The 25,016-nt window shown below is 70.9% G+C and carries 26 protein-coding genes; 18 read left to right on the top strand and 8 right to left on the bottom strand.

Going from position 1 to position 25,016, the window contains the following annotated elements; all coding sequences use genetic code 11:
* Positions 1 to 118: 118 nt before the first annotated feature.
* From D8I30_RS05515 to D8I30_RS05525, 3 genes are all read right to left on the bottom strand, one after another.
* On the bottom strand, positions 119 to 988 hold the full coding sequence (locus tag D8I30_RS05515; protein WP_121481850.1) for an alpha/beta fold hydrolase: 870 nt from the start codon (positions 986 to 988) through the stop codon (positions 119 to 121).
* A 67-nt stretch (positions 989 to 1,055) separates the two neighbouring features.
* Positions 1,056 to 1,568 carry a D-glycero-alpha-D-manno-heptose-1,7-bisphosphate 7-phosphatase gene (locus D8I30_RS05520; RefSeq protein WP_121481851.1) on the bottom strand — a complete coding sequence of 171 codons (513 nt, stop codon included), beginning with the start codon at positions 1,566 to 1,568 and terminating at the stop codon, positions 1,056 to 1,058.
* Positions 1,565 to 2,671 (bottom strand): AGE family epimerase/isomerase, encoded by a 1,107-nt coding sequence (locus tag D8I30_RS05525; protein WP_121481852.1) that lies wholly within the window; start codon positions 2,669 to 2,671, stop codon positions 1,565 to 1,567. Before D8I30_RS05525 ends, D8I30_RS05520 begins: the two co-directional genes overlap by 4 nt.
* A gap of 202 nt (positions 2,672 to 2,873) precedes the next feature.
* Here D8I30_RS05525 and D8I30_RS05530 point away from each other — a divergent pair, with 202 nt between their 5' ends.
* Together D8I30_RS05530 and D8I30_RS05535 are read left to right on the top strand one after the other, a co-directional pair.
* Positions 2,874 to 4,034 carry a DegT/DnrJ/EryC1/StrS family aminotransferase gene (locus D8I30_RS05530; protein ID WP_121481853.1) on the top strand — a complete coding sequence of 387 codons (1,161 nt, stop codon included), beginning with the start codon at positions 2,874 to 2,876 and terminating at the stop codon, positions 4,032 to 4,034.
* A gap of 123 nt (positions 4,035 to 4,157) precedes the next feature.
* Positions 4,158 to 5,087, top strand: a complete 930-nt coding sequence (locus tag D8I30_RS05535; protein ID WP_121481854.1) for a Gfo/Idh/MocA family protein — start codon at positions 4,158 to 4,160, stop codon at positions 5,085 to 5,087.
* Positions 5,088 to 5,203: 116 nt separating this feature from the next.
* Here the strand turns inward: D8I30_RS05535 and D8I30_RS05540 are convergent, their stop codons facing one another.
* Both D8I30_RS05540 and D8I30_RS05545 read right to left on the bottom strand, forming a co-directional pair.
* A complete protein-coding gene (locus D8I30_RS05540; RefSeq protein ID WP_121481855.1) occupies positions 5,204 to 5,659 on the bottom strand; it encodes a MaoC family dehydratase in 456 nt (151 codons plus the stop codon).
* Positions 5,660 to 5,799: 140 nt separating this feature from the next.
* Complete coding sequence (locus tag D8I30_RS05545; protein ID WP_121481856.1) at positions 5,800 to 6,774, bottom strand: threonine ammonia-lyase; 975 nt, start codon at positions 6,772 to 6,774, stop codon at positions 5,800 to 5,802.
* Positions 6,775 to 6,819: 45 nt separating this feature from the next.
* Here D8I30_RS05545 and glpK point away from each other — a divergent pair, with 45 nt between their 5' ends.
* From glpK to D8I30_RS05565, 4 genes are all read left to right on the top strand, one after another.
* Positions 6,820 to 8,367 (top strand): glycerol kinase GlpK, encoded by a 1,548-nt coding sequence (gene glpK / locus D8I30_RS05550; protein ID WP_240387345.1) that lies wholly within the window; start codon positions 6,820 to 6,822, stop codon positions 8,365 to 8,367.
* Positions 8,364 to 9,437: a phosphotransferase family protein gene (locus D8I30_RS05555; RefSeq protein WP_121481857.1), complete on the top strand. Its 1,074-nt coding sequence runs from the start codon at positions 8,364 to 8,366 to the stop codon at positions 9,435 to 9,437. Before glpK ends, D8I30_RS05555 begins: the two co-directional genes overlap by 4 nt.
* An 89-nt stretch (positions 9,438 to 9,526) precedes the next feature.
* Complete coding sequence (locus D8I30_RS05560; protein WP_121481858.1) at positions 9,527 to 10,003, top strand: Rrf2 family transcriptional regulator; 477 nt, start codon at positions 9,527 to 9,529, stop codon at positions 10,001 to 10,003.
* A 10-nt stretch (positions 10,004 to 10,013) separates the two neighbouring features.
* Positions 10,014 to 10,820 (top strand): SDR family NAD(P)-dependent oxidoreductase, encoded by an 807-nt coding sequence (locus D8I30_RS05565; RefSeq protein ID WP_121481859.1) that lies wholly within the window; start codon positions 10,014 to 10,016, stop codon positions 10,818 to 10,820.
* A 116-nt stretch (positions 10,821 to 10,936) separates the two neighbouring features.
* Here D8I30_RS05565 and D8I30_RS05570 read toward each other — a convergent pair whose 3' ends face one another.
* Positions 10,937 to 11,635 (bottom strand): MarC family protein, encoded by a 699-nt coding sequence (locus tag D8I30_RS05570; RefSeq protein WP_121481860.1) that lies wholly within the window; start codon positions 11,633 to 11,635, stop codon positions 10,937 to 10,939.
* Between the two features lie 96 nt (positions 11,636 to 11,731).
* Between D8I30_RS05570 and pyrF the strand changes: the two genes are divergently transcribed.
* Positions 11,732 to 12,466, top strand: coding sequence for an orotidine-5'-phosphate decarboxylase (pyrF, locus tag D8I30_RS05575; protein ID WP_121481861.1), 735 nt, complete (start codon positions 11,732 to 11,734; stop codon positions 12,464 to 12,466).
* A gap of 107 nt (positions 12,467 to 12,573) precedes the next feature.
* On the opposite strand, the gene D8I30_RS05580 is transcribed toward pyrF, so the two are convergent.
* Together D8I30_RS05580 and D8I30_RS05585 are read right to left on the bottom strand one after the other, a co-directional pair.
* A complete protein-coding gene (locus D8I30_RS05580) occupies positions 12,574 to 13,188 on the bottom strand; it encodes a hypothetical protein (RefSeq protein ID WP_121481862.1) in 615 nt (204 codons plus the stop codon).
* Positions 13,189 to 13,294: 106 nt separating this feature from the next.
* Positions 13,295 to 13,477 carry a DUF1674 domain-containing protein gene (locus tag D8I30_RS05585; RefSeq protein ID WP_121481863.1) on the bottom strand — a complete coding sequence of 61 codons (183 nt, stop codon included), beginning with the start codon at positions 13,475 to 13,477 and terminating at the stop codon, positions 13,295 to 13,297.
* A 168-nt stretch (positions 13,478 to 13,645) separates the two neighbouring features.
* Between D8I30_RS05585 and htpX the strand changes: the two genes are divergently transcribed.
* From htpX to rpsO, 11 genes are all read left to right on the top strand, one after another.
* The gene (gene htpX / locus D8I30_RS05590; protein WP_121481864.1) at positions 13,646 to 14,626 is read left to right on the top strand and encodes a zinc metalloprotease HtpX; all 981 of its coding nucleotides are present in this window, start codon (positions 13,646 to 13,648) and stop codon (positions 14,624 to 14,626) included.
* 45 nt (positions 14,627 to 14,671) lie between these two features.
* Positions 14,672 to 15,403, top strand: a complete 732-nt coding sequence (gene trmB / locus D8I30_RS05595) for a tRNA (guanosine(46)-N7)-methyltransferase TrmB (protein ID WP_121481865.1) — start codon at positions 14,672 to 14,674, stop codon at positions 15,401 to 15,403.
* Positions 15,404 to 15,552: 149 nt separating this feature from the next.
* Entirely contained in the window at positions 15,553 to 16,158 is a 606-nt protein-coding gene (gene rimP / locus D8I30_RS05600; protein ID WP_121481866.1) for a ribosome maturation factor RimP, read from the top strand.
* On the top strand, positions 16,158 to 17,894 hold the full coding sequence (gene nusA, locus D8I30_RS05605) for a transcription termination factor NusA (RefSeq protein WP_121481867.1): 1,737 nt from the start codon (positions 16,158 to 16,160) through the stop codon (positions 17,892 to 17,894). Before rimP ends, nusA begins: the two co-directional genes overlap by 1 nt.
* An 18-nt stretch (positions 17,895 to 17,912) precedes the next feature.
* A complete protein-coding gene (locus D8I30_RS05610; RefSeq protein WP_121481868.1) occupies positions 17,913 to 18,587 on the top strand; it encodes an RNA-binding protein in 675 nt (224 codons plus the stop codon).
* Positions 18,588 to 18,697: 110 nt separating this feature from the next.
* Entirely contained in the window at positions 18,698 to 21,682 is a 2,985-nt protein-coding gene (gene infB / locus D8I30_RS05615; protein ID WP_121481869.1) for a translation initiation factor IF-2, read from the top strand.
* A 165-nt stretch (positions 21,683 to 21,847) separates the two neighbouring features.
* On the top strand, positions 21,848 to 22,378 hold the full coding sequence (locus D8I30_RS05620; RefSeq protein ID WP_121483409.1) for a hypothetical protein: 531 nt from the start codon (positions 21,848 to 21,850) through the stop codon (positions 22,376 to 22,378).
* 7 nt (positions 22,379 to 22,385) lie between these two features.
* Positions 22,386 to 23,243, top strand: coding sequence for a DUF2459 domain-containing protein (locus tag D8I30_RS05625; RefSeq protein WP_162938814.1), 858 nt, complete (start codon positions 22,386 to 22,388; stop codon positions 23,241 to 23,243).
* Positions 23,165 to 23,656 carry a 30S ribosome-binding factor RbfA gene (gene rbfA, locus D8I30_RS05630; protein WP_121481871.1) on the top strand — a complete coding sequence of 164 codons (492 nt, stop codon included), beginning with the start codon at positions 23,165 to 23,167 and terminating at the stop codon, positions 23,654 to 23,656. Before D8I30_RS05625 ends, rbfA begins: the two co-directional genes overlap by 79 nt.
* 3 nt (positions 23,657 to 23,659) lie before the next feature.
* Positions 23,660 to 24,592, top strand: coding sequence for a tRNA pseudouridine(55) synthase TruB (truB, locus tag D8I30_RS05635; RefSeq protein WP_121481872.1), 933 nt, complete (start codon positions 23,660 to 23,662; stop codon positions 24,590 to 24,592).
* A 12-nt stretch (positions 24,593 to 24,604) separates the two neighbouring features.
* On the top strand, positions 24,605 to 24,874 hold the full coding sequence (gene rpsO / locus D8I30_RS05640; protein WP_121481873.1) for a 30S ribosomal protein S15: 270 nt from the start codon (positions 24,605 to 24,607) through the stop codon (positions 24,872 to 24,874).
* Positions 24,875 to 25,016 lie beyond the last annotated feature (142 nt).

The raw sequence follows: 25,016 nt of genomic DNA on the forward strand, positions 1-25,016 counted from the left end.
GCCGTCCTCCCGGAAGCGGCGTCAGCCGCTATCCGGGACCGCGACAGGCGCGACCGTCAAACCATCGTGTTTTCGGCGGTCCCGGCCCTTCGCTGCGCTTCGGCCGGGATGACGGGGGTCAGCCGACCCGCGCCAGGAACTCGAAGATCGCCGCGCGAGCCTCGGGCTCGTCGAGCATGGGGGCGTGGCCGATCCCGGGAACCTCGACATAGGCCATATCGGGCGCCGCCTCGCGCATTCGGCCGGCGATGTCCGCGCTGAGCAGATCCGAGATTCCGCCGCGCACCAGCAGGCTGGGCCGTCCGCCGGCCAGGGCTGTGAAGGCCGGCCACAGGTCGGGGACCAGGGCCGCGGCGCCCGCCGCCTTGATCGGGACCGAGATGTCGGGGTCGTAGTTCAGCACCGGCCGACCGTCCTCGCCTTCGCGGAAGATGCGGCGGGCGAAGGCGTCCCAGTCGGCGTCGCCATGGAGCGGGAAGGCGACGGCGTTGATGTCGCGGGCATAGGCGGCGGCGTCCGCCCAGTCGCGGATCTCGATCTTGCGGCCGGTGTATTCGGCGATGCGGGCCAGGCCCTCGGGCGCCACCTCGGGGCCGATGTCGTTGATGACGGCGGCGGCGACGGCCTGGGGCTGGATCGCCGCCAGGGCCATGGTGATCAGTCCGCCCATGGAGGTGCCGATGAAGGCCGCCTTCTCGATCCCCGTCTGCTCCATCAGGGCGAGGACGTCACGGGCGTAGACGTCGGGCCGGTAGGTCATGGGGTCGGAGGCGCGGTCCGACAGGCCGCGCCCGCGCACGTCCACGGCCAGGACGCGGCGGCCGCTCGCGGCGATCAGGCCGGCGATGGCGGCGAAGTCGGCGCTGTTGCGGGTCAGGCCGTGGATGGCGATGACCGGCAGGCGCGCCGGGCCGTCGGCGGGGGCGTAGTCGCGGGCGTAGAGGCTCAAGCCATCGGGCGAGGTCCAGCGGCGGTCGGCGTAGGTCATCAGGCGTTTCTCCCGGCTGTGTCTCCAGCGTTGCGGGCAGGGTAATTCACCAGATGAAGAATTGCGATCAGCGCGTGAGGATCGCCGCGACGAATTGATCGAGGTCGCCGCCTTCGGGGAAGCGATGCCCGACGACGCCCGCGCGCCGCGCCGCCTCCATGTCCGAGGGCTGGTCGCCGATCATCAGCGAGCGGGCCGGGTCCAGATCGTGCTCGGCGATGGCCTTCAGCAGCATGCCCGGATTGGGCTTGCGGTCGGGGTGGTCGGGGTGGCGGTAGCGCTCGTCCACGGCCTCGGCGTGGCAGGGGGCGGCGTAGACGGCGTCGATACGCGCGCCCGCCTCGGCCAGGCGCGCGATCAGCATCCGGTTGAAGCCGTGCATGGTCTCTTCGCTGAACAGGCCGCGCGCCACGCCCGACTGGTTGGTGACGATGACCGTGACGTAGCCCGCGTCGTTCAGCCGCTTCACCGCCTCGGCGGCGCCGGGGATCAGCACCAGCTGGTCGGGGCGGTGCGGATAGCCGCTGTCGACGATCAGGACGCCGTCGCGGTCGAGGAAGGCGGCCGGTCGCTGGCTCATGCGGGCTCCGTCAGCAGGGCCGAGAAGGCCGTCATCAGGTGATAGAGGGTCGAGGCGGGGACCGAGGCGTCCTGCGGGCGGCCCTGCGCGTCGTAGGAGTCGATCCACAGGCCGGGCGTCGCCGTCGCCAGATGGGTGGCGAAGACGGCGTCGAGCAGGGTCAGGGCGCGGTCGGTTCGACCGCGCAGCAGAAGGGTGCGGAGGGCCTCGGTCTGGCCCCACAGACGGCGGCCGCCGTCGCGGACCACGCCGATGCGGTCGACTTCGCGGATCATCAGGCCCTGGGCGTCGACGCCGTTGGTCAGGGCCGAGGCGAAGAGCGCCTCGGCTTGCCGGTCGTGCCCCTCGAGGCCGAGGCGGCGGGCCTGGTCCAGCAGCCAGATCCACTCCATGTGATGGCCGGGCTCGATGACCTGGCCGGCGCCGCCGGGAGCGATCGCCCAGTCGGCGGCGAAATATTCGCCCAGAACGGCGGCGCTCGGGTCGAAGAAACGAGTCGCGAACAGGTCCAGCACGCGTCGCGCCGCCGTCGCGAAAGCCGGATCGGGGGCGAGGGCCTGCCAGGCCAGCAAGGCCTCCAACATGTGCATGTGCGGGTTCTGGCGGCGCGGCAGGACGGGGGGCAGGGCCTCCTGCCAGCCGCCGTGGAGCGGATCGGCCATGCGCGCCTCGATGGCCGCCAGCGTCTCCAGCGCCAGCGGCCGGGCGCGGTCGTCTTTCAGGGTCCGATGGGCGGCGGCCAGGGCGAAGAGGACGAAGGCCAGGTCGTAAAGGTCGGGCGTGGAGTCGATGACCACCCCCGCATCGTCCGTGGCGCGCACCCACAGACCGTCGTCCCGCCGGTTGTCGCGGACCAGAACCTCAAACCCGCGCCGCGCGACGGCTTCGCCCTCGGTCCAGCCGAGCGACGCCGCCTCGGCGAAGACATAGACCTGGCGCGCCTGCACCCGGGTGCGGCGCGGCAGGCCCGTGATCGGGCGGCCGTCGAAGTCCAGCCTCTCGACGAAGCGGCCCCCGGCGTCGATCCCGGCCTCGGCCCACAGCGGCAGGGCCTGGCGGAACAGCCAGTCGCGGATCCGGGTCTGTGCGCTCGACAAGATCATGGTCGCTTGGGCTTAGGCGGGGGGCGCCGCTTTGCCAAGCGCCCCTTTCGTTGCAACCGGCAACGCGAAGTGACCCCGGCGGGTTTGTTCAGGACGCCCCGGCTTTGGTAGGACGCGCCCGAGACAGATGACCGCCTTCGCGTCCACGCGCCCGGAGCCCGCCGTTCCGCCCGCGTCGGCCCCATCGAGAGAGCGACTTCCCATGACCATCCCCTTCATCGACCTTCAGGCCCAGCGCCTTCGCCTCGCCGGCAAGATCGAGGCCGCCGTCCAGGAGGCCGTCGTCGGCGGCGCCTGGGTCATGGGCCCGCAGGTGCGCCAGTTCGAGGCCGACCTGGCCGCCTTCGGCCGGGCCAAGCACGCCCTGGGCTGCGCCAACGGCACCGACGCCCTGGCCCTGCCCCTGATGGCCTGGGGGATCGGGCGCGGCGACGCCGTCTTCGTGCCCAGCTTCACCTTCGCGGCCACCGCCGAGGTCGTGCCCTGGTTCGACGCCGAGCCGGTCTTCGTCGACGTGGACGCGGACACCTACAACATGGACCCGGCGGCGCTGGAACGCGCCATCGAGGGCATCAAGGCCGAGGGCCGCCTGACCCCGCGCGTGGTCATCGCCGTCGACCTGTTCGGCCAGCCCGCCGACTATCCGACCATCAAGGCCATCTGCGACAGGCACGGCCTCAAGCTGATCTCCGACTCGGCCCAGGGCTTCGGCTGCACCATCGACGGCGACCACCCGCTGAAATGGGCCGACGTGACCACCACCAGCTTCTTCCCGGCCAAGCCTCTGGGCTGCTACGGCGACGGCGGGGCGGTGCTGACCAACGATGACGAACTGGCCCAGCTGATGGATTCCATCCGCGTCCACGGCAAGGCGGTCGCGGTGGACCTGAAGGACCGCACCTTCGACCACGACCCCAAATATCTGAACATGCGCATCGGCCTGAACAGCCGTCTGGACACCATCCAGGCCGCCGTCCTGATCGAGAAGCTGAAGGTCTTCGGCCAGGAGATCGAATGGCGCAACGCCGCCGCCGCCCGCTACAACGAAGCCTTGCGCCCCCACGTCGCCAAGGTGCCGGACGTGCCGGCGGGCAATGTCTCCAACTGGGCGCAATACACGATCGAGCACCCGGACCGCGACGCCCTGGCCGCGCACCTGAAGGAGCAGGGCGTGCCGACGGCGGTCTATTATCCGATCCCGCTGCACCTGCAGCCGGCCTATGAGCACTATCCGCGCGGCGCGGGTGGCCTGCCCGTCACCGAGCGACTGAAGGACGTGGTGATCAGCCTGCCGATGCACGCCGACCTGGACGCGGCGACGCAAGCCCGCATCATCGCCGCCGTGGCCGGCTTCAAGGCCTGATCGACCCCGTCATCCCGGAAGCGGCGCGAGCCGCTGTCCGGGACCGCGACAAGCGCCGGTGTTTCCGGTGGTCCCGGCTCTCCGCTAGGCTGCGGCCGGGATGACGAAGAAAGAAGAGATCGCATGATCCAGCAGACCCCCCTCAAGATCGGCGTCGCCGGCGCCGGCGTCATGGGCCGCAACCACGCCCGCGTCCTCGCCGAACTGCGCGACGTCGAGCTGACGACCGTGTTCGACCCCGACGCCGTGACGGCCGAGGGCGTGGCCGCCGCCTATGGGGCGACCGCCGTGACGACCGCCGAGGCCTTCGTCGCCGCCGGCCTGGACGCCGCCGTCATCGCCACGCCGAACCGCTACCACGCCGAACTGGGCGTCGCCCTGCTGAAGGCCGGGGTCCATGTGCTGGTCGAAAAGCCCATCGCGGCCACGACCGCCGACGCCCAGGCCATGATCGACGCGGCCAAGGCTGCCGACCGCGTCCTGATGGTCGGCCACGTCGAGCGCTTCAACCCGGCGGTCGAGACGGTCAAGCGCGCCATCGACGGCGACGAGATCATCTCCATCCAGATCACCCGCGTCGGCCCCTTCCCGCCGCGCATGGGCGAGGTCGGGGTGGTCATCGACCTGGCGGTGCACGACATCGACATCATCCGCCATCTGACGGGGTCCGAGGTCGTCGAGGTCCAGTCGCTGCTGGGCCACGCCCACGCCTCGCGCGAGGACTCGGCCCTGCTGCAGTTCCGCATGGCCAATGACGTGATCGCCCACATCACCACCAACTGGGTCACGCCCTACAAGACCCGCACCCTGCAGGTGGCGACCAAGACCCGCTTCATCGTCGCCGACCTGATCACCCGCCAGGTGACCGAGTATTTCGGCCAGCAGCCGGACGGCTCCTATTCGACGCGGATGCTGAACGCCTGGCCCGCCGAGCCGCTCAAGAAGGAGCACGAGGCCTTCATCCACGCCATCCGCACCGGCGAGACGGCGGCGGTCTCGGGCGAGGACGGCCTGCGCAATCTGGAAGTGGCGCTGAGGTGCCTGGGGGAATAAGCGCCCATGCGGTTCCGCTCACCCCGGCGGACGCCGGGGCCCAGTGAGAACCGCACGCGCGGCGTCCGGGGCCAAAGCACTGGATCCCGGCGTCCGCCGGGATGAGCGGGGAGAGTTTAGGCCTTCACCACCTGCATCGTCAGCCATTCGGCGATCAGGGCGGGCTTGTCGCCGCCTTCGATCTCGACGGTCAGTTCGTGCTTGAGCAGCCACCGGCCGCCGCCCTTGTCCTCGGCCGACAGCAGTTTGAATCGGCCGCGCACGCGCGACCCTGACGGCGCCGGGGCGAGGAAGCGCAGGCGGTCGAAGCCGTAGTTGACCCCCATGACCACCCCGTCCAGCGGGGCGACCGCGTCCTCGCTCATGGCCGAGGCGAGGCTGAGGGTCAGGAAACCATGAGCAATGGTCCCGCCGAAGGGCGTGGCCTGGGCGCGCTCGGGATCGACGTGGATGAACTGCTCGTCCTCGGTCAGGGCGGCGAAGGCGTCGATGCGGGCCTGATCCAGGGCGAACCAGCGGCTGACGCCGACCTCCTGGCCGATCAGGGACGGCAGGTCGCTGGGCTTGGTCATGAGGCTCCCCTTGGTGATAGGGCGCAGCCTAGCCGTTATCCCGGACGGCGCGCCAGCGACGATCCGGGACCGCCCAGGGGCGCGGCGTGGGCAGCGGTCCCGGATAGCGGCTGCGCCGCTTCCGGGATGACGGGGAAGGCTCAGCCCGCGAACCGCCCCTCGATGATGGCGCTGAACAGACCGGGGTCGACGTTGCCGCCCGACAGGACGAGGCCGGTGGTCAGGCCCTTGGCCGCGACCTTGCCCGACAGAAGGGCCGCCAGGGACACCGCCCCGCCCGGTTCGATCACCAGCTTCAGCCAGCGGAAGGCGAAGCGCATGGCCTCGGCCACCTCGGCGTCGGTGACGGTCGCCGCGCCTGCCAGGCGTTGGTTGATAGGGAAGGTCAGTTCGCCCGGCAGGGGCGACATCAGGGCGTCGCAGATCGACGGCGCGCCGTCGGGATGGCCGACGCGCATTCCCGCTTCCAGCGAGCGGCGGGTGTCGTCGAAGGCCTCGGGCTCGACCACGATGACGCGGGTCGCGGGGCTCTGCTCGGCCATGACCAGGTTGATCCCGGCGATCAGGCCGCCGCCCGAGGCGCCGCACAGCAGCTGGTCCAGCTCGATCCCGGCCTGCTCCAGCATCTCCAGCCCGACGGTGCCCTGGCCCTCGATGACGAAGGGGTCGTCGAAGGGCGGGACCAGGACCGAGCCGCGCTCGGCCGCGATCTCGGCGCCGATGGCCTCGCGGCTCTCGCTCCAGCGGTCATAGGTCCGCACCTCGCCGCCGAAGGCGCGCACGCCCTCGACCTTCACCGCCGGACTGTCCGACGGCATGACGATCAGGGCGCGGGTTCCGACCGCCTGGGCCGCCGCCGCCACCCCTTGCGCGTGGTTGCCCGAGGAATAGGCCACGACGCCGCGCGTCTTTTCCGCCTCGGTCAGGCGGCTGATGCGGTTGTAGGCGCCGCGGAACTTGAAGGCGCCCGCGACCTGCAGCGTTTCGGCCTTCAGCAGCACCCGGCCGCCGACGGCGGCGTTCAGGGCCGGATGCTCAATCAGCGGCGTGCGGACGGCGGCGGGGGCGATCTGGCGGGCGGCGTCGACGACGCCTTCGAAGCTGGGCGTATGCATGAGTTTCCTCTTACGCGCGGCGGCGTCCTCTGCATAACTCGCATCATGCACGCGAACATGATCCTCGCCATCGACCAGGGCACGACCTCGACGCGGGCCATCGCCTTTGAGGTGTCGCAGCCTCAAGCAGGGCGAAGCCCGGTAGGCGACAAGAATGGCGGGGCGTTCAGCGCCGTCGCTGTCAGTCAGATCGAGCTGGCGCAGCACTTTCCGCACTCCGGCTGGGTCGAGCATGACGCCGCCGAGATCTGGCGCGCGACCCTGCAGACCTGTCGCGAGGTGGTGAGGAAGGCGGGCGGGGTCGGCCGCTTCGCCGCCGTGGGCATCACCAACCAGCGCGAGACCTCGGTGCTGTGGGACGCCGCGACCGGCGAACCCTTGCATCGGGCCATCGTCTGGCAGGACCGGCGCACCGCCGAGGCGACCGGACGGCTGGCGGCGGCGGGGCATGAGCCGATGGTTCAGGCGGCGACGGGCCTGATCCTCGACCCCTATTTCTCGGCCTCGAAATACGCCTGGCTGCTGGACGCCGTGCCCGGCGCGCGCGAGCGGGCGGAAAGGGGGGAGGTCCTGCTGGGCACCATCGACGCCTGGCTGATCTGGAAGCTGACGGGCGGGAAAAGCCATGTCACCGACGCCACCAACGCCAGCCGCACCAGCCTGATGGACCTGACGACCCGCGCCTGGCGGCTGGACCTGTGCGCCTTGTTCGGCGTGCCGATCGAGGCCCTGCCCGAGATCCGGGACTGCGACGCCCTGCTGGGCGAGACGGACCCGGCCCTGTTCGGCCGCGCCCTGCCGATCCACGGCGCGGCGGGGGACCAGCAGGCGGCCCTGGTCGGCCATGGGGCGCTGCAGCCGGGCGACGCCAAGATCACCTACGGCACCGGGGCCTTCCTGGTGGCCAATGTCGGGGCCGCGCCGGTGGCCTCGACCTCGCGGCTGCTGGGGACGCTGGGCTACGCCGCCGACGGCGGGGCGGCCTATGCGCTGGAGGGGTCGATCTTCTCGGCCGGGTCGGCGATCCAGTGGCTGCGCGACGGGCTGAAGGTGATCTCGGATTCGCGCCAGTCCGAGGCCATGGCCCAGACGCTGACGGACAACGGCGGGGTCTATCTGGTGCCCGGCTTCACCGGCCTGGGCGCGCCGTGGTGGGAGCCGGAGGCGCGCGGGACGGTCGTCGGCCTGACCCGCGACAGCGGCCCGGTCCACTTCGTGCGGGCGGCGCTGGAGAGCCTGGCCTATCAGACGCGCGACCTGCTGGACGCCCTGAAGGCCGACGGGGCGCCGCCGCTGACGCGGCTCAAGGTCGACGGCGGCGTCACCGCCAACGCCTTCGCCATGCAGTTCGTCGCTGACATCTGCGAGGTCGAGGTCGAGCGCCCCGCCTTCCAGGAGATGACCGCCCTGGGGGCGGCGCGGCTGGCGGCCTTCGGCGTGGGCCTGACCGAGGCCCTGTGGACCGCCCCGGCCGAGGCACCCGCGGTCTGGCGCCCGCGCATGGACGAGGCGGAGCGGGCGCGCCTGCTCAAGGGCTGGCGCGGGGCGGTGCGGGCGGCCATCGTCGCCGCCCGGCCGGAGGAAGGGGAATGAGCGAGATCATGGACGCCCAGGCGGCCTTCTCCGGCACCCGCGAGGTGGACGAGCGCCATCGGCTGGACGCGGCGGCGCTGGGCGCCTGGCTGACGGCCAACGTCGAGGGCTACGCCGGGCCGCTGACGATCCGCCAGTTCAAGGGCGGCCAGTCCAATCCGACCTATGAGCTGACCACGCCGGGCCGGAGCTATGTGCTGCGCCGCAAGCCGCCGGGCGTCCTCCTGGCCAGCGCCCACGCCGTGGACCGCGAGTTCGCCGTGATCTCGGCTCTGCACGCGCAAGGGTTTCCGGTGGCGCGGCCCTATGCTCTGTGCGCGGATGAAAGCGTCGTCGGCTCCGTCTTCTACGTCATGGAGAAGGTCGAGGGCCGCATCTTCTGGGACCTGAAGCTGCCCGGCCTGACGCCACCCGAGCGCCGCGCGATCTATGAGGCCCAGGTGGATACGCTGGCGGCTCTGCACCGGCTGGACCCGGACGCCGTCGGCCTGGGCGACTACGGCAAGGCAGGCAACTATTTCGCGCGCCAGGTCGGGCGCTGGACCAAGCAGTATCGGGCCAGCGAGATCGAACCGATCGCGGCCATGGACCGGCTGATCGCCTTCCTGCCCGACAGCCTGCCGCCCGAGGGGCCGACGCGGATCGTCCATGGCGACTTCCGCCTGGACAATCTGATCCTCGATCCGGTCGAGGCCAGGGTGCGGGCGGTGCTGGACTGGGAGCTGTCGACCCTGGGCGACCCCATGGCCGACCTGTCCTATCTGCTGATCGCCTGGGTCATTCCGGCGTCCTTGCGCAACGGCCTGGCGGGGGCGGACCTCGAGGCCCTGGGCATTCCTTCGGTCGAGGAGACGGTCGCGCGCTATGCCGAAAAGACCGGGACGGCGGCGCCGATGAACCTGGACTGGCTGTTCGCCTACAACCTGTTCCGCCTGGCGGCCATCTGCCAGGGCATCGCCGGGCGGGTGCGCGACGGGACCGCCGCCAGCGCCCACGCCCGGGCCATGGCGGCCCAGGTCGGCCCCTTGTCGGACGCCGCCTGGGCGTTCGCCCGCAAGGCCGGCGCCTGAAGCGGAACCATAAATAGAACAGTTTTTGTTGCGGATTGATTTGTGAAACGGGCGTGGAAGCCCTACCTTCTGGGCTGGAGCATGATCTGATGTCTGACAGCCAACGTTTTCCCGTCGCCGCCCACGCCTTGGCCTATCTGGCCCACAAGGGCGCCTATGCGGCGACCGAAGCCGAGCCGAGCGCCGTCCTGGCCGCCTCGGTGCCGACCAATCCGGTGGTGATCCGCCGGGTGACGGCCCTGCTGGCTAAGGCGGGGCTGATCGCCACCCGTCCGGGCGCCTCGGGCGGATCCTGGCTGCTGCGGCGGCCCGAGACCATCTGTCTGGACGAAGTGTTGCGGGCGGTGAACGGCTGCGCCCATCTGGGCTCGCCGCCGGCGGGGGCCAAGGGCTGCCCGGTCGGCCAGCACATCCCGCGCCAGGTGGCCAAGGCCCTGACGGCGGCCGATCAGGCGGCGGGCGCAGCCCTGTCCAAGATCACCATCGCCGACCTGTTGGAAGAAGACCCCGAGGTGCTGCGCGCCTTCGCCCCGCATCCGGCCTGTCCCAAAGCCGACGCGGCCTGACGAGGCGACCTTGGGGGAGGGACGCCGCACCATCCTGGTCACCGGGGCCTCGGCCGGCATCGGCGCGGCGCTGGCCCGCGTCTGCGCGGCGCGCGGCTGTGACCTGATCCTGACCGCCCGGCGCGAAGGGCCGCTGACCGCCCTAGCCGAGGAGCTGACGGCCGCGCACGGCGTCGCCGCGGCCGTCGTCGTCGCCGACCTGGCCGAGCCGGAGGCGCCCGCGCGCCTGGTCGAGGCCATCGCGGCGCGGGGCCTGAGCGTCGACGGCCTGGTCAACAACGCGGGCTTCAGCCGCACCACGGGCTTCCTGACGACCGAACCGGCCGACCACGCTGCTATGATCCGCGTCATGCTGACGGCGCCGGTCGAACTGTCGCGCTTGCTGCTGCCCGGCATGGTCGAGCGCGGCTGGGGGCGGGTGCTCAACGTGGCCTCCCTGGCGGGACAGATGCCGGCGACCGGCGGCGACACCCTGTACGGCCCGATCAAGAGCTTCCTGATCAAGGCCTCGCAAGGCCTGTGGCTGGAGACGCAAGGGACGGGCGTCCACGTCACCGCCCTGTGCCCCGGCTACACCTACACCGAGTTCCACGACGTCAACGGCTCGCGCGCGCAGGTCTCGGCCGCCTATCCCAGGTGGATGTGGATGGATGCGGAGCGCGTGGCCCGCATCGGCTGGGCGGCGGTCGAGGCCAACCGACCGCGCGTGACGCCGGGCCTGGCCAACAACGTCCTGGCCGCCCTGGGCGGGCTGCTGCCCGACGCCCTGGCGCTGAAGATGGTCGGCGGCCACGCCAGGCGGCTGGACCGGCTCTAAGCCGTCGTCATCTCGGAAGGCCCGAACGGCTATCCGGGCCGCCAGAGACGCTGACCTGGGGGCCTTGGGCGGTCCTGGCTCGTCGCTGCGGCCGGGATGACGCCTGAGGTGGCGTTCTACTGGCCGCCGGCGGGGTAGGGCGCGGTGACGCCGGCGCTGAACATCCCCGGCAGGGCCTCGCCCAGGCCCATGAGGATGAACTGGATCGCCAGGGCGCACAGGATCAGGCCCAGCACCCGCACCACGATGGCCATGCCGACGTCGCCGAGGATGCGGCTGATCGGCCCCGTGGCCGAGAAGCACAGGAAGGTGACGACGCAGGCGGCGATCATGGCGACCAGGGAGGCCAAGGTCCCGGTGAGGCCGAGCTTGGCCGCCTCCCCGGCGTTGATGATCACGGCCGAGATGGCGCCCGGCCCGATCATCAGGGGGATGGCGAAGGGCACGATCAGCCGCTTGAAGCGGCGCTTGGCGTAGCCGCGCACGTCCTTGGCGTCGGTCGCGGCGTCGGCGTCGGCGAAGATGGCGAGGAAGTCCTCGCGCGCCATGTCCAGACCGAGCAACAGCAGCAGAATGCCGCCTGCGATGCGGAAGGCGGCCAGGGAGATGCCGAAGAACTGCAGCAAGCCCAGGCCGGTGAAGAAGAAGAAGCCGAGGAAGACCACGGCGAACAGGCAGATCATGGCCGAGACGCTGATCCGCTGGCGCAGGGAAGCGCCCGCCGTGGCCGCCGCGAAGATCGGCACATTGCCGATGGGGTCCAGCAAGGCGAACAGCGCCACGAACAGGTTGACCCCCAGATCGACCGCGTTCATTGCTGCGCCTCGCCCTTACAACCCGCCGCGCGACTGCGACGCCTGCCCTCCCTATCGGGGCATCCGCGCGCGCCTGCAAGCCGCCGAGAGCCGGAAATGTCCGAAGCCCGCCCCGTCGACCGTCCCAACCGTCCCTTCGACCCGCGCGTCATCTGCGCCCTCGACGTGCCGACGACCGACGAGGCCCGCGCCCTGGTCGAGCGGATCGGCGACGCGGTCGGTTTCTACAAGGTGGGGCTGCAACTGTTCGCCTCGGACGGCATGGGCCTGGCGCGCGAGCTGAAGGCGGCGGGCGCCCAGGTGTTCCTGGACTGGAAGCTGCACGACATCGGCGCGACGGTGGAGAAGGCGACGGCGGTGCTGGCTGGCGCGGGCTGCGACCTGCTGACCGTCCACGCCCGGCCCCAGGTCATGGCGGCGGCGGCGCGCGCCGCGGCGGGCTCTGACCTGAAGATTCTCGGCGTGACCGTCCTGACCAGCCTGACCGACGACGACCTGAAGGCGGACGACCACAGCCTGTCGGCGGCCGACCTGGTCGAGCTGCGGGTGCGCCAGGCGCTGGAGGCCGGAATCCACGGCGTCGTCTCCAGCCCGCACGAGGCGGCGCGCGTGCGCGAGATCGCGCTTGCGGCGGGCCGCGACGACTTCCTGATCGTCACGCCGGGCGTGCGGCCCGCGGGCGCGGCCCTGGACGATCAGGCGCGGGCGGCGACGCCGGCCAGCGCCCTCGAGGCCGGCGCGACCCACCTGGTGATCGGCCGTCCGATCACCGCCGTGGCCGATCCGCGCGCGGCGGCCCAAGCGATCTCGGAAGAGATCGCGCTGATCTAGGGCAGATGTCGGAAGAGACCGCGCTAATCCAGGAAGGGCTGATCTCGGACGCGGCGTGATCCACGTGAAACAGGCCGACGCCGGGATGAGCGGATGATGATGTCTCGTCAGCCGCGCTCGCCGGGCTCCTGGAGGTAGGGGCGTTCGGTCGGCGACCGGTGATGTGGCGGGGGCGGAGGCGGCGGGGGCGCGTCGGGGACGGCGTAGTAGCCCTGTTCGAAATTCACTATCGGCGGGGCGACGTGGACTTCGGGCGGGGCGACGTAGACGGGCGCCGGCTGCACATAGATCGGCGGCGGTTGCACATAGATCGGCTCGGGCCGGTGGTGCGCCGGCTGCGGCGGGCCGCAGCGCCCGCAGTCGTAGGCGTAGCCGCCCCAGCGCGACCAGGGATAGCGGCCGTAGCCGTCGACCGGATAGCCGAAGGGCATGGAGCGGGTGGCGCCGAGATGGCCGCCGTGGCGGATCGGCTCCTGCGGGGAGACGACGACGGGCGGCCGCACGCCGGCGCCGCCGTAGCCGTAACCATAGCCGTAGGCCTCGGCGGGGCCGTAGCCGCCCTGCCAACCGGTGTCGCTGTACCAGGTCTGGGCCCGGCTCTGCACCATGACGGGGCCGCGATGGCCGGCGGCGGCGTTGAACCGGGCGCCGGTCTGACGGGCCTCGGCCGCGCCGGCGATCAGGATCGCCGCGCCGACGGCGACGGAGAATAGGGCCTTCATGGCTGCGCTCCCTGTTTTGGCCGCAAAGGTTAATGCGGAGGCCGCCGGAGCGTTCACTATTCTCCCGTCAAGGGAACCGCCGCGCGGCGAACGGCAGCGCCCTAGCCTAGAAATCTATGGCCAGGCCCTTCTTCTCCCAGTCGCCGAAGCGGGTGGGCTCGGGGCCCTTGCGGCCGCCGACCTCGTTGGGCAGTGCGGCGGCGTCTTCGGCGGCGCGGCGCGCGGCGGCCTCCAGCAGGGCGCGGCGGGCGGGTTCGCTCAGCGGACGCTCGGGCGTGGCGTGCGGCACGTCGGCGTTGAAGGCGGGGCGGGGGGCCTCGTCTTCGGTGAGTTCGGTCGGGGGGTGGGCTGTTCGGTCACAGGTCGCCTGCCTTGAGAGCGGGGATACGGAGGCTCAAATAGACCTTCAGGCCGAACACGCCACCCCTGACGCTCGAAACACCGCCCGACGCCTCGCATGAACCATCTGAAGACCTTCGCCCTGCTGGCCGTGATGACCGCCCTGTTCATGGGGATCGGCTATCTGATCGGCGGCGCGACCGGCATGATGATCGCCCTGGCCGCGGCGGCGGCGATGAATCTGTTTTCCTACTGGAACGCGGACAAGATCGTCCTGAAGATGTACCGCGCCCAGCTGGTGGACGAGACCCATCCCAACGTCGTGGTGCGCGCCTATGTCGCCGACGTGAAGCAGATGGCCCAGGACGCAGGGCTCCCCCGGCCCAACATCACCATCATTCCCAACGATCAGCCCAACGCCTTCGCCACGGGCCGCAATCCCCAGAACGCGGCGGTCGCGGCCACGACGGGCCTGCTGGACATGCTGACGCGCGAGGAGATCCGCGGGGTGATGGCGCACGAACTGGCCCATGTGAAGAACCGCGACACCTTGACCATGACGGTGACGGCCACGGTGGCCGGCGCCATCGCCATGCTGGCCAACTTCGCCATGTTCTTCGGCGGCGGCGACGACCGCGAGCGGCCCGGCGGCATGATCGGGACCATCGCCCTGATGCTGCTGGCCCCCATGGCGGCGGGTCTGGTGCAGATGGCCATCAGCCGCACCCGCGAATACGAGGCCGACCGCGTCGGCGCCGAGATCGCCAACGATCCCCAGGCCCTGGCCTCGGCCCTGCAGAAGATCGAGGCCTATGCGCGCGGGGCCGTGAACGCTCCGGCCGAGCGCAATCCGGCCACGGCCCACATGTTCATCATCAATCCGTTGAACGGGAAGGGGGCGGACAATCTGTTCTCGACCCACCCGGCCACCGGCAACCGCGTGCGCGCCCTGACGGAGCTGGGGGCGAAGATGGGCATAGGCGGCCGTCCAGCGCCGGCCGTCGTCGCGCCTGTGCAGCCCGCCGCGCCGATCCGCGGGACAAGCGTGCCGACGACCGACGACGGCCCCGCCGCGCCCCCGCGCGGCCCCTGGGGCTGACCTCGCCCTTTGCGCAGGCGGCCTTAAGCCGCTAGAGCGCGCGCCATGACCGACGAGACCGACCCCAAACCGTCCGACGCCGACCGTCCCGAGTGGGCCAGGGCGCATGGCCCGCTGCGCTCCTTCGGGCGCATCAAGTCGCGGCCGATCAAGGCGAAGCAGGCGGCCCTGTTCGACACCCTGATGCCGCGCATCGCCGTGCCGGACCCGGCCAAGGGGCCGATCGACCCCCTGGCCCTGATGCCGGGCGCCAAGGCGGCCTGGCTGGAGATCGGCTTCGGCGGCGGCGAGCACCTGGCGGCCCAGGCGGCGCGTCATCCCGAGGCGGTGATGATCGGCTGCGAACCCTTCCTGAACGGCGTCGCCTCGGCCCTGAGGCATGTCGAGGAGGGCGGACTTGAGAATGTGCGCCTGCACGCCGACGACGCCCGCGCGGTGATGGCGGCCCTGCCCGATGCGTCGCTGGACCAGGTGATGATCCTGTTTCCCGATCCCTGGCACAAGGCGCGCCACAACAAGCGCCGCTTCCTGCAGGACGAGACGGCGGTGGAGATCGCCCGCCTGCTGAAGCCGGGCGGCAAGGTGCGCTTTGTCACCGACTGGCTGGACTACGCCGACTGGGCGCTGGAGCGGCTGGCGCGCACGCCGGGCCTGACGCGAATCGAAACGGGCGCCGACTGGTTCGCCGCGCCCGAAGACCACGTCGTCACCCGCTATGAGGAAAAGAAGCTGGGCGACACCGACCCGATCTTCCTCGAGTTCGAAAAACGGGGCTGAAGGGCGGCGCTGAGCGGATCGAGACGGCGGGGGCTGACACGGGCCCCGCTTTCGCCTATATGGGCCTCACATCGTTAGACCGGCGTCCAACGGCGTCGTTTCAAGCGGCGGCCCGGACGGACCGTCGCTTTTGTTTTTGGAGTAGCCGCTTGCGGGCCAAGACCGCCGAAGACCGCGCTCTGCTGGAGCTGATCGACCCCGTGGCCGAAAGCCTGGGGCTGGCGGTCGTGCGCGTGCGCCTGATGGGCGGGACGCTGCGCCGTCGCCTGCAGATCATGGCCGAGCGCCAGGTCGACCACGACATCTCGGTCGAGGAGTGCGCCCGCCTGTCGCGCGCCGTGTCCGAGGTGCTGGACGCCGCCGATCCGATCTCGGGCGAATACCTGCTGGAGGTCTCGTCGCCCGGCATCGACCGGCCGCTGACGCGCCTGATCGATTTCGACCTGTTCGAGGGCTATGAGGCCCGGCTCGAGACCGACCGCATGGTCGAGGGGCGCAAGCGCTTCAAGGGAATCCTGGCCGGGACCGAGGGCGAGGACGTCGCCATCGACCTGGAAGGCGAGGACGAGACCGCCCTGATCCCCTTCGCCTGGCTGGCCGACGCCAAGCTGGTGCTGACCGACGAATTGCTGAAGCGCGGCGCGGCCCTGCGCGCGGCGCGCGGCGAACCCGAAGATGACGGCCTGCCCGAGGGCGCGCCGGACGCCGATTCCACCCAAGATTCCATCCAAGACTCCACCAAGGACGACGCCTGATGGCCGCGACCGGAATTTCCGCCAACCGCCTCGAACTGCTCTCCATCGCCGACGCCGTCGCGCGCGAGAAGAACATCGACCGGGAGATCGTCATCGAGGCGATCGAGGAAGCGATCCAGAAGGGCGCCAAGTCGCGCTATGGCGCGCACCACGACATCCGCGCCAAGATCGACCACAAGACCGGCGAGCTGAGCCTGACGCGCCACGTCACCATCGTCGGCGACGACTGGCAGCCGGAAGACGAGCTGGAAGAGTTCAACGACAGCGCCATGGTGCGTCTGCGCGACGCCCTGAAGCGCGACCCGGAAGCCGAGGTCGGCAAGGAATACGTCGAGGTCCTGCCGCCGTTCGAGTTCGGTCGCGTCCAGACCCAGATGGCCCGCCAGGTCGTGACCGGAAAGGTCCGCGAGGCCGAGCGCGCCAACCAGTACGAAGAGTTCAAGGATCGCGTCGGCGAGATCGTCAACGGCACGGTCAAGCGCGTCGAATACGGCAACACCATCGTCGACCTGGGCCGTGGCGAAGGCATCATGCGTCGCGATCAGTCGATCCCGCGCGAGGTGTTCAACATCGGCGACCGCGTCCGCACCTACATCTACGACGTGCGTCCGGAGGCCAAGGGTCCGCAGGTCATGCTGTCGCGCGCCCATCCGGGCTTCATGGCCAAGCTGTTCGCCCAGGAAGTGCCGGAAGTCTATGACGGCGTGATCGAGATCCGCGCCGCCGCCCGCGACGCCGGCTCGCGCGCCAAGATGGCCGTGCTGTCGAACGACAGCTCGATCGATCCCGTCGGCGCCTGCGTCGGCATGCGCGGCTCGCGCGTGCAGGCCGTGGTGGCCGAACTGCAGGGCGAGAAGATCGACATCATCCAGTGGAACGACGACGAGCCGACCTTCATCGTCAACGCCCTGGCCCCGGCCGAGGTCTCCAAGGTGGTGCTGGACGAAGAGGCCGACCGCGTCGAGGTGGTGGTGCCGGACGAGCAGCTGTCGCTGGCCATCGGCCGTCGCGGCCAGAACGTGCGCCTGGCCTCCCAGCTGACCGGCTGGCAGATCGACATCATCACCGAGACCCAGGATTCGGAGCGTCGCCAGCGCGAGTTCGCCGAGCGCACCGCGCTGTTCCAGGAAGCCCTGGACGTGGACGAGACCATCGCCCAGCTGCTGGTCACCGAAGGCTTCGCCACGGTCGAGGACCTGGCCTTCGTCGAGCCCTATGAGATCTCCGAGATCGAAGGCTTCGACGAGGACACCGCCGAGGAGCTGCAGACCCGCGCCCGCGAGCACCTGGAGCGCCAGGCCGCCGAGCTGGACGCCAAGCGCGTCGCCCTGGGCGTCGAGGACGGCGTGCTCGAGGTTCCGGGCGTGACCGCAGCCATGGCCGTCGCCCTGGGCGAAGGCGGGGTGAAGACGGTCGAGGACCTGGCCGACCTGGCCACCGACGAGATCCGCGGCGGCTACGAAGTGCGCGGCGGCGAGCGGGTCAAGGTCGCCGGCGTGCTGGAAAGCTTCAACCTGAGCCAGGAAGACGCCGAAATGCTGATCCTGCAGGCGCGCGTGGCCGCCGGCTGGATCGACGCCTCGGAGCTGCCCCAGCCGGAATACGTCGAGGAAGAGGCGTATGAGGAGGAAGGCGAAGCCGAGTTCGAGGCCGAGGGCGTCGACGCGGCCGAGCTCGACGGCGATCCTGCCGAGGTCTTCGCTGACGAAGACCCCGACCAGTCGCGCGACTCGTGATGGGAGCCGCAGCCGTCCATGAAGCCGTCCGAGACGCTGATCGATAGAGGCCGTCAGGACCTGGCAAGCCGCCAGGTTCTCGATGAATCTCGCCTGATCCGTTTCGTGGCGGCGCCGGACGGCGCGGTGGTTCCCGACTTGGCGCGCAAGCTGCCGGGCCGCGGCCTGTGGGTCGAGGCCGCGCGCGACGCCGTCGACGCGGCGGTTAAGAAAAACCTCTTCGCCCGCTCGGCCAAGGCGCCGTTGAAGCCGGCCGCCGACCTGTCGGACCTGGTCGAGCGGCTGCTGGTCCGGCGCTGCCTGGACCAGCTGGGTCTTGCCCGGCGCGAAGGCGTGCTTATCTCTGGCTTTGAAAAATCCGCGGCGGCGATCCGCAGCGGACGCGCCGCGTGGCTGATCGAGGCCGCCGACGGCTCGGCCGACGGGCGCGGCAAGCTCCTGGCCCTGGCGCGGCACGCCGCGCCGAGACCGGAAATATGCGGGGCTTTCAGCGCGGACGATTTGAGTTTGGCCCTTGGGCTGGAAAATGCGATACACGCCGTCCTGCTGCAAGGCGGGCGGGCCGATCGCTGGACCCAGGAGGTTCGGCGGCTGGCGGGATTTCGACCTCTCTGTCCCCAGAGCTGGAACCGGGCGGGGCCCGAAGACGGCGCAGAGGACGACCGGGGCCGCGCCCCGGAAGGAGAGCCTTAGGGTTTCAGCGGGTGCGGGCCTGTTTCCGAACACGGAGGCGGGGCCGCATCCTGCTATGGGTGATTGAGAGAGACGAAGGCGGAATTCTCCGCCCTGAGTAAAGCGACCGGATGAGCGACGAAAACAACAATTCCAACGACGGCAAGACTCCTGCCAACGCGCCTTCGCAGACGGGGCCGCGCGCTCCGCTGAGCCTGAAGCCGCGCGCGACGGGTTCGGTCTCGACCGGCACGGTGAAGCAGAGCTTCAGCCACGGTCGATCCAAGACCGTCGTCGTCGAGACCAAGCGCCGCGCCGGCGCCCAGGGCGGGCATCAGCGCCCGCAGGGCTTCGACGTCGCCCGTCCGCGTCCGGAAGGCGGAGCCCCGCGCTCGGCCGCGCCGCGCCAGCCGGCCGGAGGCGGCCTGTCGCCCGAGGAGCAGGAAGCGCGTCGCCGCGCCATCGCCCTGGCCACCCAGCAGGCGGCTGAACGCGAACGCCGCCAGGCCGCCGAGAAGGCCGCCGCCGAGGCCGCCCAGCGCGAACAGGCCGTCGCCGCCGAACGCGCCGCAGAGGCCGCTCGCGCCGAAGCCGCCGCCGCCCAGGCCGCGGCCGAGGCCGCTCGCGCCGAGGCCGCCAAGCTGACCTCCGCCGCCCCGGCGCCGACGCCGGCCCCGGCCAAGCCTGTCGCGCCCAAGGTCGAGGCCCCCAAGACGGAAGCGCCCAAGGTCGAGGCTGCCAAGGCGGAGCCCAAGCCCGAGCCGGCCAAGCCGGCCGCGCCCAAGCGTCCGGCCGTCAACTTCGGCCAGCGCGCGCCCAAGATCCCGACGGGCCGCGCCCCGCTGGAGCGCCCGGCCTTCGGCGGCCGCTCGGCTCGCGAGCAGGCCCTGAGCGGCGGCGAGGGGCCCAAGCCGCGTGAAGCCGAACAGGGCGGCCGCGAGGAGCGTCCCGCCCGTCCGGCCCAGACCGTCCGCTATTCGGCGCTGAACCCGCGTCCGGCTCCGGGCGCGGCCCGCACCGGCGCCGCCGGCGCCGCCCGTCCGGGCGGCCGCCCGGCTCCGAACCAGCCCCCGGCCCAACCCGAGGTCGCCCGTCCCAGCCGGGCCGGCGTCGGCTTCACCCGCCCGGGCCGCGAGGACGACCGCGAGAAGCGCTTCGGCGACAACGCGCCCGGCAAGGCCGTCAGCCGCACGCGCGGCGAGCCCAAGCGCCGCGAGGGCCGCCTGACCATCCATTCGGTGGCGGGGGGCGACGAGGACGCCGTCGAGCGCATGCGCTCCCTGGCCTCGGTGCGCCGGGCCCGCGAACGCGAGAAGGAAAAGCGCCGCGGCGGCTCGACCGAGACGCCCAACCGTCCGCGTGAAGTCGTCATCCCCGACGTCATCACCGTGGGCGAGCTGGCCAACCGCATGGCCGTTCGCGGGGTCGACGTCATCAAGTTCCTGATGCGTCAGGGCCTGATGATGAAGATCAACGACGTGATCGATTCCGACACCGCCGAACTGGTGGCCGAGGAATACGGCATGGCCGTCAAGCGGGTGTCGGAATCCGACGTCGAGGAAGGCTTCATCACCGAGGCCGACGACGACGGCGCCACCGAGGTGCGCGCCCCGGTCGTGGCCATCATGGGCCACGTCGACCACGGCAAGACCAGCCTGCTGGACGCCCTGCGCACCACGGACGTGGCGGCGGGCGAAGCCGGCGGCATCACCCAGCACATCGGCGCCTATCAGGTGCGTCTGGCCGACGGCCACCGCATCACCTTCCTGGACACGCCGGGCCACGCGGCCTTCTCGGCGATGCGGGCGCGCGGCGCCAACGTCACCGACATCGTCGTCCTGGTGGTGGCCGCCGACGACGGCGTCATGCCGCAGACGGTCGAGGCCATCCAGCACGCCAAGGCGGCCGGTTCGCCGATCATCGTGGCGGTCAACAAGGTCGACAAGCCCGACGCCAATCCGCAGAAGGTCGTCAACGAGCTGCTGCAGTACGAGGTGATCTCGGAATCCCTGGGCGGCGACACCCAGATCATCGAGCTGTCGGCCAAGGAGAAGATCAACCTGACCGGCTTGACCGACGCCATCCTGCTGCAGGCGGAAGTCATGGACCTGCGGGCCAATCCGGACCGTTCGGCCGAAGGCGTGGTCATCGAGGCCAAGCTGGACAAGGGCCGCGGCCCCGTGGCGACGGTGCTGGTCAAGCGCGGCACCCTGCGTCGCGGCGACATCGTCGTGGCCGGTTCGGCCTGGGGCAAGGCGCGCGCCTTGCTGAACGAGCGCAACGAGCAACTGCCGGAAGCCGGCCCCTCGGTCCCGGTCGAAATCCTCGGCCTGGACGAGGCGCCGTCGCCGGGCGACGTCTTCGCCGTGGTGGAATCCGAGGCCCGCGCCCGCGAACTGACGGAATACCGTCAGCGCGTGAAGCGCGAGAAGACCCAGGTCTCGGGCGGCTCGCTGTCGCTGGTCGACATGATGTCCAAGCTGCAGTCCAAGAAGGTCTCGGAACTGCCGGTCCTCATCAAGGCCGACGTGCAGGGCACGGCGGAAGCCATCGTCGGTTCGCTGGACAAGATGGGCAACGACGAGGTTCGCGCCCGCACCGTCTATTCCGGCGCCGGCGGCATCACCGAGAGCGACGTCAACCTGGCCAAGTCGGCCGGGGCGCCGATCCTCGGCTTCAACGTCCGCGCCTCCAAGCAGGCGCGCGACCTGGCCGAGCGCGAAGGCGTCGAGATCCGCTATTACTCGATCATCTACGACCTGCTGGACGACATTAAGGGCGTGCTCTCGGGCATGCTGGCGCCGCTCCAGCGCGAAACCTTCCTGGGCAACGCCAAGGTGCTGCAGACCTTCGACATCACCAAGGTCGGCCGGGTCGCGGGCTGCCGCGTCACCGAGGGCGTGGTCCGCAAGGGCGCGCGCGTCCGTATCATCCGCGACGACGTGGTGGTTCTGGAGCTGGGCGTGCTCAACACGCTCAAGCGCTTCAAGGACGAGGTCAACGAAGTGCCTTCGGGCCAGGAGTGCGGCATGCAGTTCGCCGGCTTCCAGGACATCAAGGAAGGCGACTACATCGAGTGCTTCACCGTCGAAGAGGTCAAGCGCACCCTCGACTAAGGGGCGCGATCGACACGACGAAGCCATTATGGGGGCGCGGTCTTGCAAGAGGCCGCGCCCTCGGTCCTTTCCGGGCCCGCCTCGCGCCGAAGGGGGTTCACCCGACGGCCGCCTGGCCCTAGGGTTCGGCCCGCGCCGGGGGGCGTGCTCAACGACGGGATCGCCATGCGCCGCTTCATCCTGACCCTCTCGCTCGCGGCCTCGGCCCTGGGCGCGACGGCGCTTCCGGCCGCGGCCGAGGTGCGCTTCCTGGCCTTCGACGCCGCCGACCGCACCACCCAGGCCCTCACGCGCGGGGTGACGCTGGAGGTCGAGCGCGGCTGGTTCGGCGCCACGACGGTGAAGAACCTCTTCTCATCGACTTCACGCGGTTCGGCCCGCTTCGTCTCCGGCGGTCCCGACCAGGTTCGACGGGTCCTGCCGAAGGACGCCGCCGAGGGCGGCATCTACGCCATCGCGCCCGAGGGCGACGGCCGGGCCCTGGGACGCGCCCTGTGCCCCGGCTCGGACGAGAGCTGGATCGTCGTCGGGCGGGTGAGGGCGGGGCGCCCCCTGACCCTCCAGGCGGTCGGCCGCTGGGCGGACGGCCAGTTCCGCCGCTGCGTCGCGCTGAACTACGTCTATCGCGGCGAATGGTCGACCCAGCCGGGCGCGGGCCCCGCCCGCGACGCGCCCGCCGCCTACGGCCCGAACTGAGGCGGGCGTGGCGATCCGCCTGCTGGTCGCCGCCCTGATCGGCCTCCTCGGGGGGCTGTGGACGGCGACGTGGGCGGGCGATCCGGCCCTGTTTCCCGCCGCCCCGGGCGACGACGCCGTCGTGGTCCACCTGCTAGACAACGGTTATCACACCGAGCTGGTCGTCCCGCGCGCGGCCCTGGCCCGAGGCGCCGACGCCCTGGCCGGGGCGGTTCGCGGCCTGCCGCCCGGCGACTGGGTGGCCGTCGGCTGGGGCGACGCCGTCTTCTATGTCGCGGAGGGGCCGGTCCGGGACCGCCTCGGCGACGGGGCGCGGGCCCTGTTCCGGCCCGGCGGCAATCCTTCGATCCTGATGCTGGCTCCGATCGACTTCGATCCGACGGCGACGCCGTCGGCGCGACGGGTGTCGCTGAGGCTGTCGAAGGCTGGGTTCGCGGCCCTGCGCGCCCGGGTGGCGGCCAGCCTGGCGCTCGACGCCGCGGGCCGGGCGGTCCCGGCGGCCGGACGACCGGGCGCGGCGGCGGGCTTCTTCCGAAGCGGCGAGACCTTCTGGATCGGCCATGTGTGCAACCACTGGACCGCCCAGGCGCTGAACGCGGCGGGCCTGCCCATGCCGATCGCCCCCAGCGTGTGGTCGGGCGTGGTCCTGGAGGCGGCGCGGCGAGCGGCAGAAGGCGGCGTCGGGGCGGGGGCCGCTGGACTTGGGCGCGCCGGGCGACTAGACCCCGCCCCTTCGCGTTCGAGAGCCGGCGTCCGATCCCCGGCGGCGCGAGATGGAGGAGCCCCATGGCCCGCAAGCAACACACCCGCAACGCCAGCGGTCCCCTGGGGCCGTCGCAGCGCCAGCTCCGCGCCGGCGAGCTGATCCGCCACGCCCTGGTCGACGTCCTGCGCGAGAACGAGATCCATGACGAGGCCCTGGTGGGCGTCTCCGTCACCGTGACCGAGGTGCGGATGAGCCCCGACCTGCGCCACGCCACCTGCTTCGTCGAGCCCCTGGGCGCCGGCGTCGAGGCGGCCGAGACCGCCGGACAGGAGAGCGCCATCATCAAGGCGCTGAACGAGCACGCCAAATTCCTGCGCGGCCAACTGGGTCGGCGCATCGACATGAAGTTCACGCCCGACCTGAAGTTCCGCCACGACGAGAGCTTCGACGCCGCCAGCCACATGGACCGGCTGTTCAACGACCCGCGGGTGCGCGCCGATATCGAACACGCTGACGATGAGGATGACGGGCCTCAAGTAGCGCAAGGCGCGGTAGGCCTAGAGAAAGACTGAGTTATGGCGCGCAAGAAGCGGGGCGACGTCGTCAACGGCTGGGTCTGCCTGGACAAGCCCTATGAGATGGGCTCGACCGAGGCGGTGACGAAGGTCCGCCGCCTGTTCAACGCCCAGAAGGCGGGCCATGCGGGGACGCTGGACCCCCTGGCCTCGGGCATCCTGCCCATCGCCCTGGGCGAGGCGACCAAGACCGTGCCCTTCATGATGGAGGCGCAGAAGGTCTATCGCTTCACCATCCACTGGGGCATCTCCACCGACAGCGTCGACCGCGAAGGCGAGATCATCGCCCGCTCCGACGTGCGCCCCTCGGTCGAGGCGGTGAAGGCGGCCCTGCCGGCCTTCGTCGGCGAGATCGACCAGACGCCGCCGGCCTTCTCGGCCGTGCGCGTCAACGGCGAGCGCGCCTATGACCTGGCCCGCGCCGGCGTGGAGGTCGAACTTCAGTCCCGCCGCGTGACCATCCACGAGGCGGCGGTGACGGCCGCGCCCGACGCCGATCACGTCGAGATCACGATGCGGACGGGCAAGGGCGTCTATGTCCGATCGTTGGCGCGCGACCTGGCCCGGATGCTGGGAGCCGAGGGCCATGTCTCGGACCTGCGGCGCGAGCGGGTGGGGCCGTTCTCGACCGAGAACGCCGTCACTCTGGATTTTCTCGAGGATCTGGCGCATAAGGGCGCCGCCTTGGAGGGCTTGCTGCCCGTTGCGACCGCTCTGGACGACATCCCGGAGTTGGCCGTCACGGATCAGGACGCCCTCTCTCTGAGGCAGGGACGGCCGATCGTTCTGCTCCCCCGACAGATTGAAACCCTCAAGGCCCGGCTTCCCGCCGGTTCGCGGCTGGTTTCGGTCTTCGAGGGCGGGACCCTGGTCGCGCTCGGCAATCTCAGGGCCGGTCGGCTTGAACCCGATCGTGTTTTCAACCTCCCATAATGGAGACTCTCGATGTCGATTACGGCTCAACGTAAAGCTGAAGTCATCGCCGACAACGCTCGCTCGACGGGCGACACCGGTTCGGCGGAAGTGCAGGTCGCGATCCTGTCGGAACGCATTGCCAACCTGACCGAGCACTTCAAGACCCACAAGAAGGACAACCACTCGCGTCGCGGCCTGCTCAAGCTGGTCTCGCAGCGTCGTCGCCTTCTGGACCACCTGAACAAGACCGACGGCGCCCGCTATCAGGCGCTGATCGCCAAGCTGGGTCTGCGTCGCTAAGGCGCGCCCGGTTGCGGATCGGATGACATTCCACGAGGCGCGGGCGGCCACGTCCGCGCCTCGTTCCGCTCATAAGTCAGTTTTCCCGCGCGCCGCGGGTCTTTCCATCGGCGCAACCGACGCGAGGGCCATGAAGCGGTCC

This window comes from Brevundimonas naejangsanensis, from assembly GCF_003627995.1.
In the GTDB taxonomy this organism is placed as follows: Bacteria; Pseudomonadota; Alphaproteobacteria; order Caulobacterales; family Caulobacteraceae; genus Brevundimonas; species Brevundimonas naejangsanensis_B.

Bases quoted from the DNA above. Each gene is read 5' to 3' on its own strand.
- D8I30_RS05515 (WP_121481850.1), bottom strand. From the start codon at position 988: ATGACCTACGCCGACCGCCGCTGGACCTCGCCCGATGGCTTGAGCCTC.
- D8I30_RS05580 (WP_121481862.1), bottom strand. From the start codon at position 13,188: ATGAAGGCCCTATTCTCCGTCGCCGTCGGCGCGGCGATCCTGATCGCC.
- D8I30_RS05525 (WP_121481852.1), bottom strand. From the start codon at position 2,671: ATGATCTTGTCGAGCGCACAGACCCGGATCCGCGACTGGCTGTTCCGC.
- htpX (WP_121481864.1), top strand. From the start codon at position 13,646: ATGAACCATCTGAAGACCTTCGCCCTGCTGGCCGTGATGACCGCCCTG.
- D8I30_RS05570 (WP_121481860.1), bottom strand. From the start codon at position 11,635: ATGAACGCGGTCGATCTGGGGGTCAACCTGTTCGTGGCGCTGTTCGCC.
- D8I30_RS05540 (WP_121481855.1), bottom strand. From the start codon at position 5,659: ATGACCAAGCCCAGCGACCTGCCGTCCCTGATCGGCCAGGAGGTCGGC.
- D8I30_RS05555 (WP_121481857.1), top strand. From the start codon at position 8,364: ATGAGCGAGATCATGGACGCCCAGGCGGCCTTCTCCGGCACCCGCGAG.
- rbfA (WP_121481871.1), top strand. From the start codon at position 23,165: ATGGCCCGCAAGCAACACACCCGCAACGCCAGCGGTCCCCTGGGGCCG.
- trmB (WP_121481865.1), top strand. From the start codon at position 14,672: ATGACCGACGAGACCGACCCCAAACCGTCCGACGCCGACCGTCCCGAG.
- glpK (WP_240387345.1), top strand. From the start codon at position 6,820: ATGCACGCGAACATGATCCTCGCCATCGACCAGGGCACGACCTCGACG.
- D8I30_RS05520 (WP_121481851.1), bottom strand. From the start codon at position 1,568: ATGAGCCAGCGACCGGCCGCCTTCCTCGACCGCGACGGCGTCCTGATC.
- D8I30_RS05535 (WP_121481854.1), top strand. From the start codon at position 4,158: ATGATCCAGCAGACCCCCCTCAAGATCGGCGTCGCCGGCGCCGGCGTC.
- D8I30_RS05545 (WP_121481856.1), bottom strand. From the start codon at position 6,774: ATGCATACGCCCAGCTTCGAAGGCGTCGTCGACGCCGCCCGCCAGATC.
- rpsO (WP_121481873.1), top strand. From the start codon at position 24,605: ATGTCGATTACGGCTCAACGTAAAGCTGAAGTCATCGCCGACAACGCT.
- truB (WP_121481872.1), top strand. From the start codon at position 23,660: ATGGCGCGCAAGAAGCGGGGCGACGTCGTCAACGGCTGGGTCTGCCTG.
- nusA (WP_121481867.1), top strand. From the start codon at position 16,158: ATGGCCGCGACCGGAATTTCCGCCAACCGCCTCGAACTGCTCTCCATC.
- D8I30_RS05610 (WP_121481868.1), top strand. From the start codon at position 17,913: ATGAAGCCGTCCGAGACGCTGATCGATAGAGGCCGTCAGGACCTGGCA.
- D8I30_RS05560 (WP_121481858.1), top strand. From the start codon at position 9,527: ATGTCTGACAGCCAACGTTTTCCCGTCGCCGCCCACGCCTTGGCCTAT.
- infB (WP_121481869.1), top strand. From the start codon at position 18,698: ATGAGCGACGAAAACAACAATTCCAACGACGGCAAGACTCCTGCCAAC.
- D8I30_RS05620 (WP_121483409.1), top strand. From the start codon at position 21,848: ATGCGCCGCTTCATCCTGACCCTCTCGCTCGCGGCCTCGGCCCTGGGC.
- D8I30_RS05530 (WP_121481853.1), top strand. From the start codon at position 2,874: ATGACCATCCCCTTCATCGACCTTCAGGCCCAGCGCCTTCGCCTCGCC.
- pyrF (WP_121481861.1), top strand. From the start codon at position 11,732: ATGTCCGAAGCCCGCCCCGTCGACCGTCCCAACCGTCCCTTCGACCCG.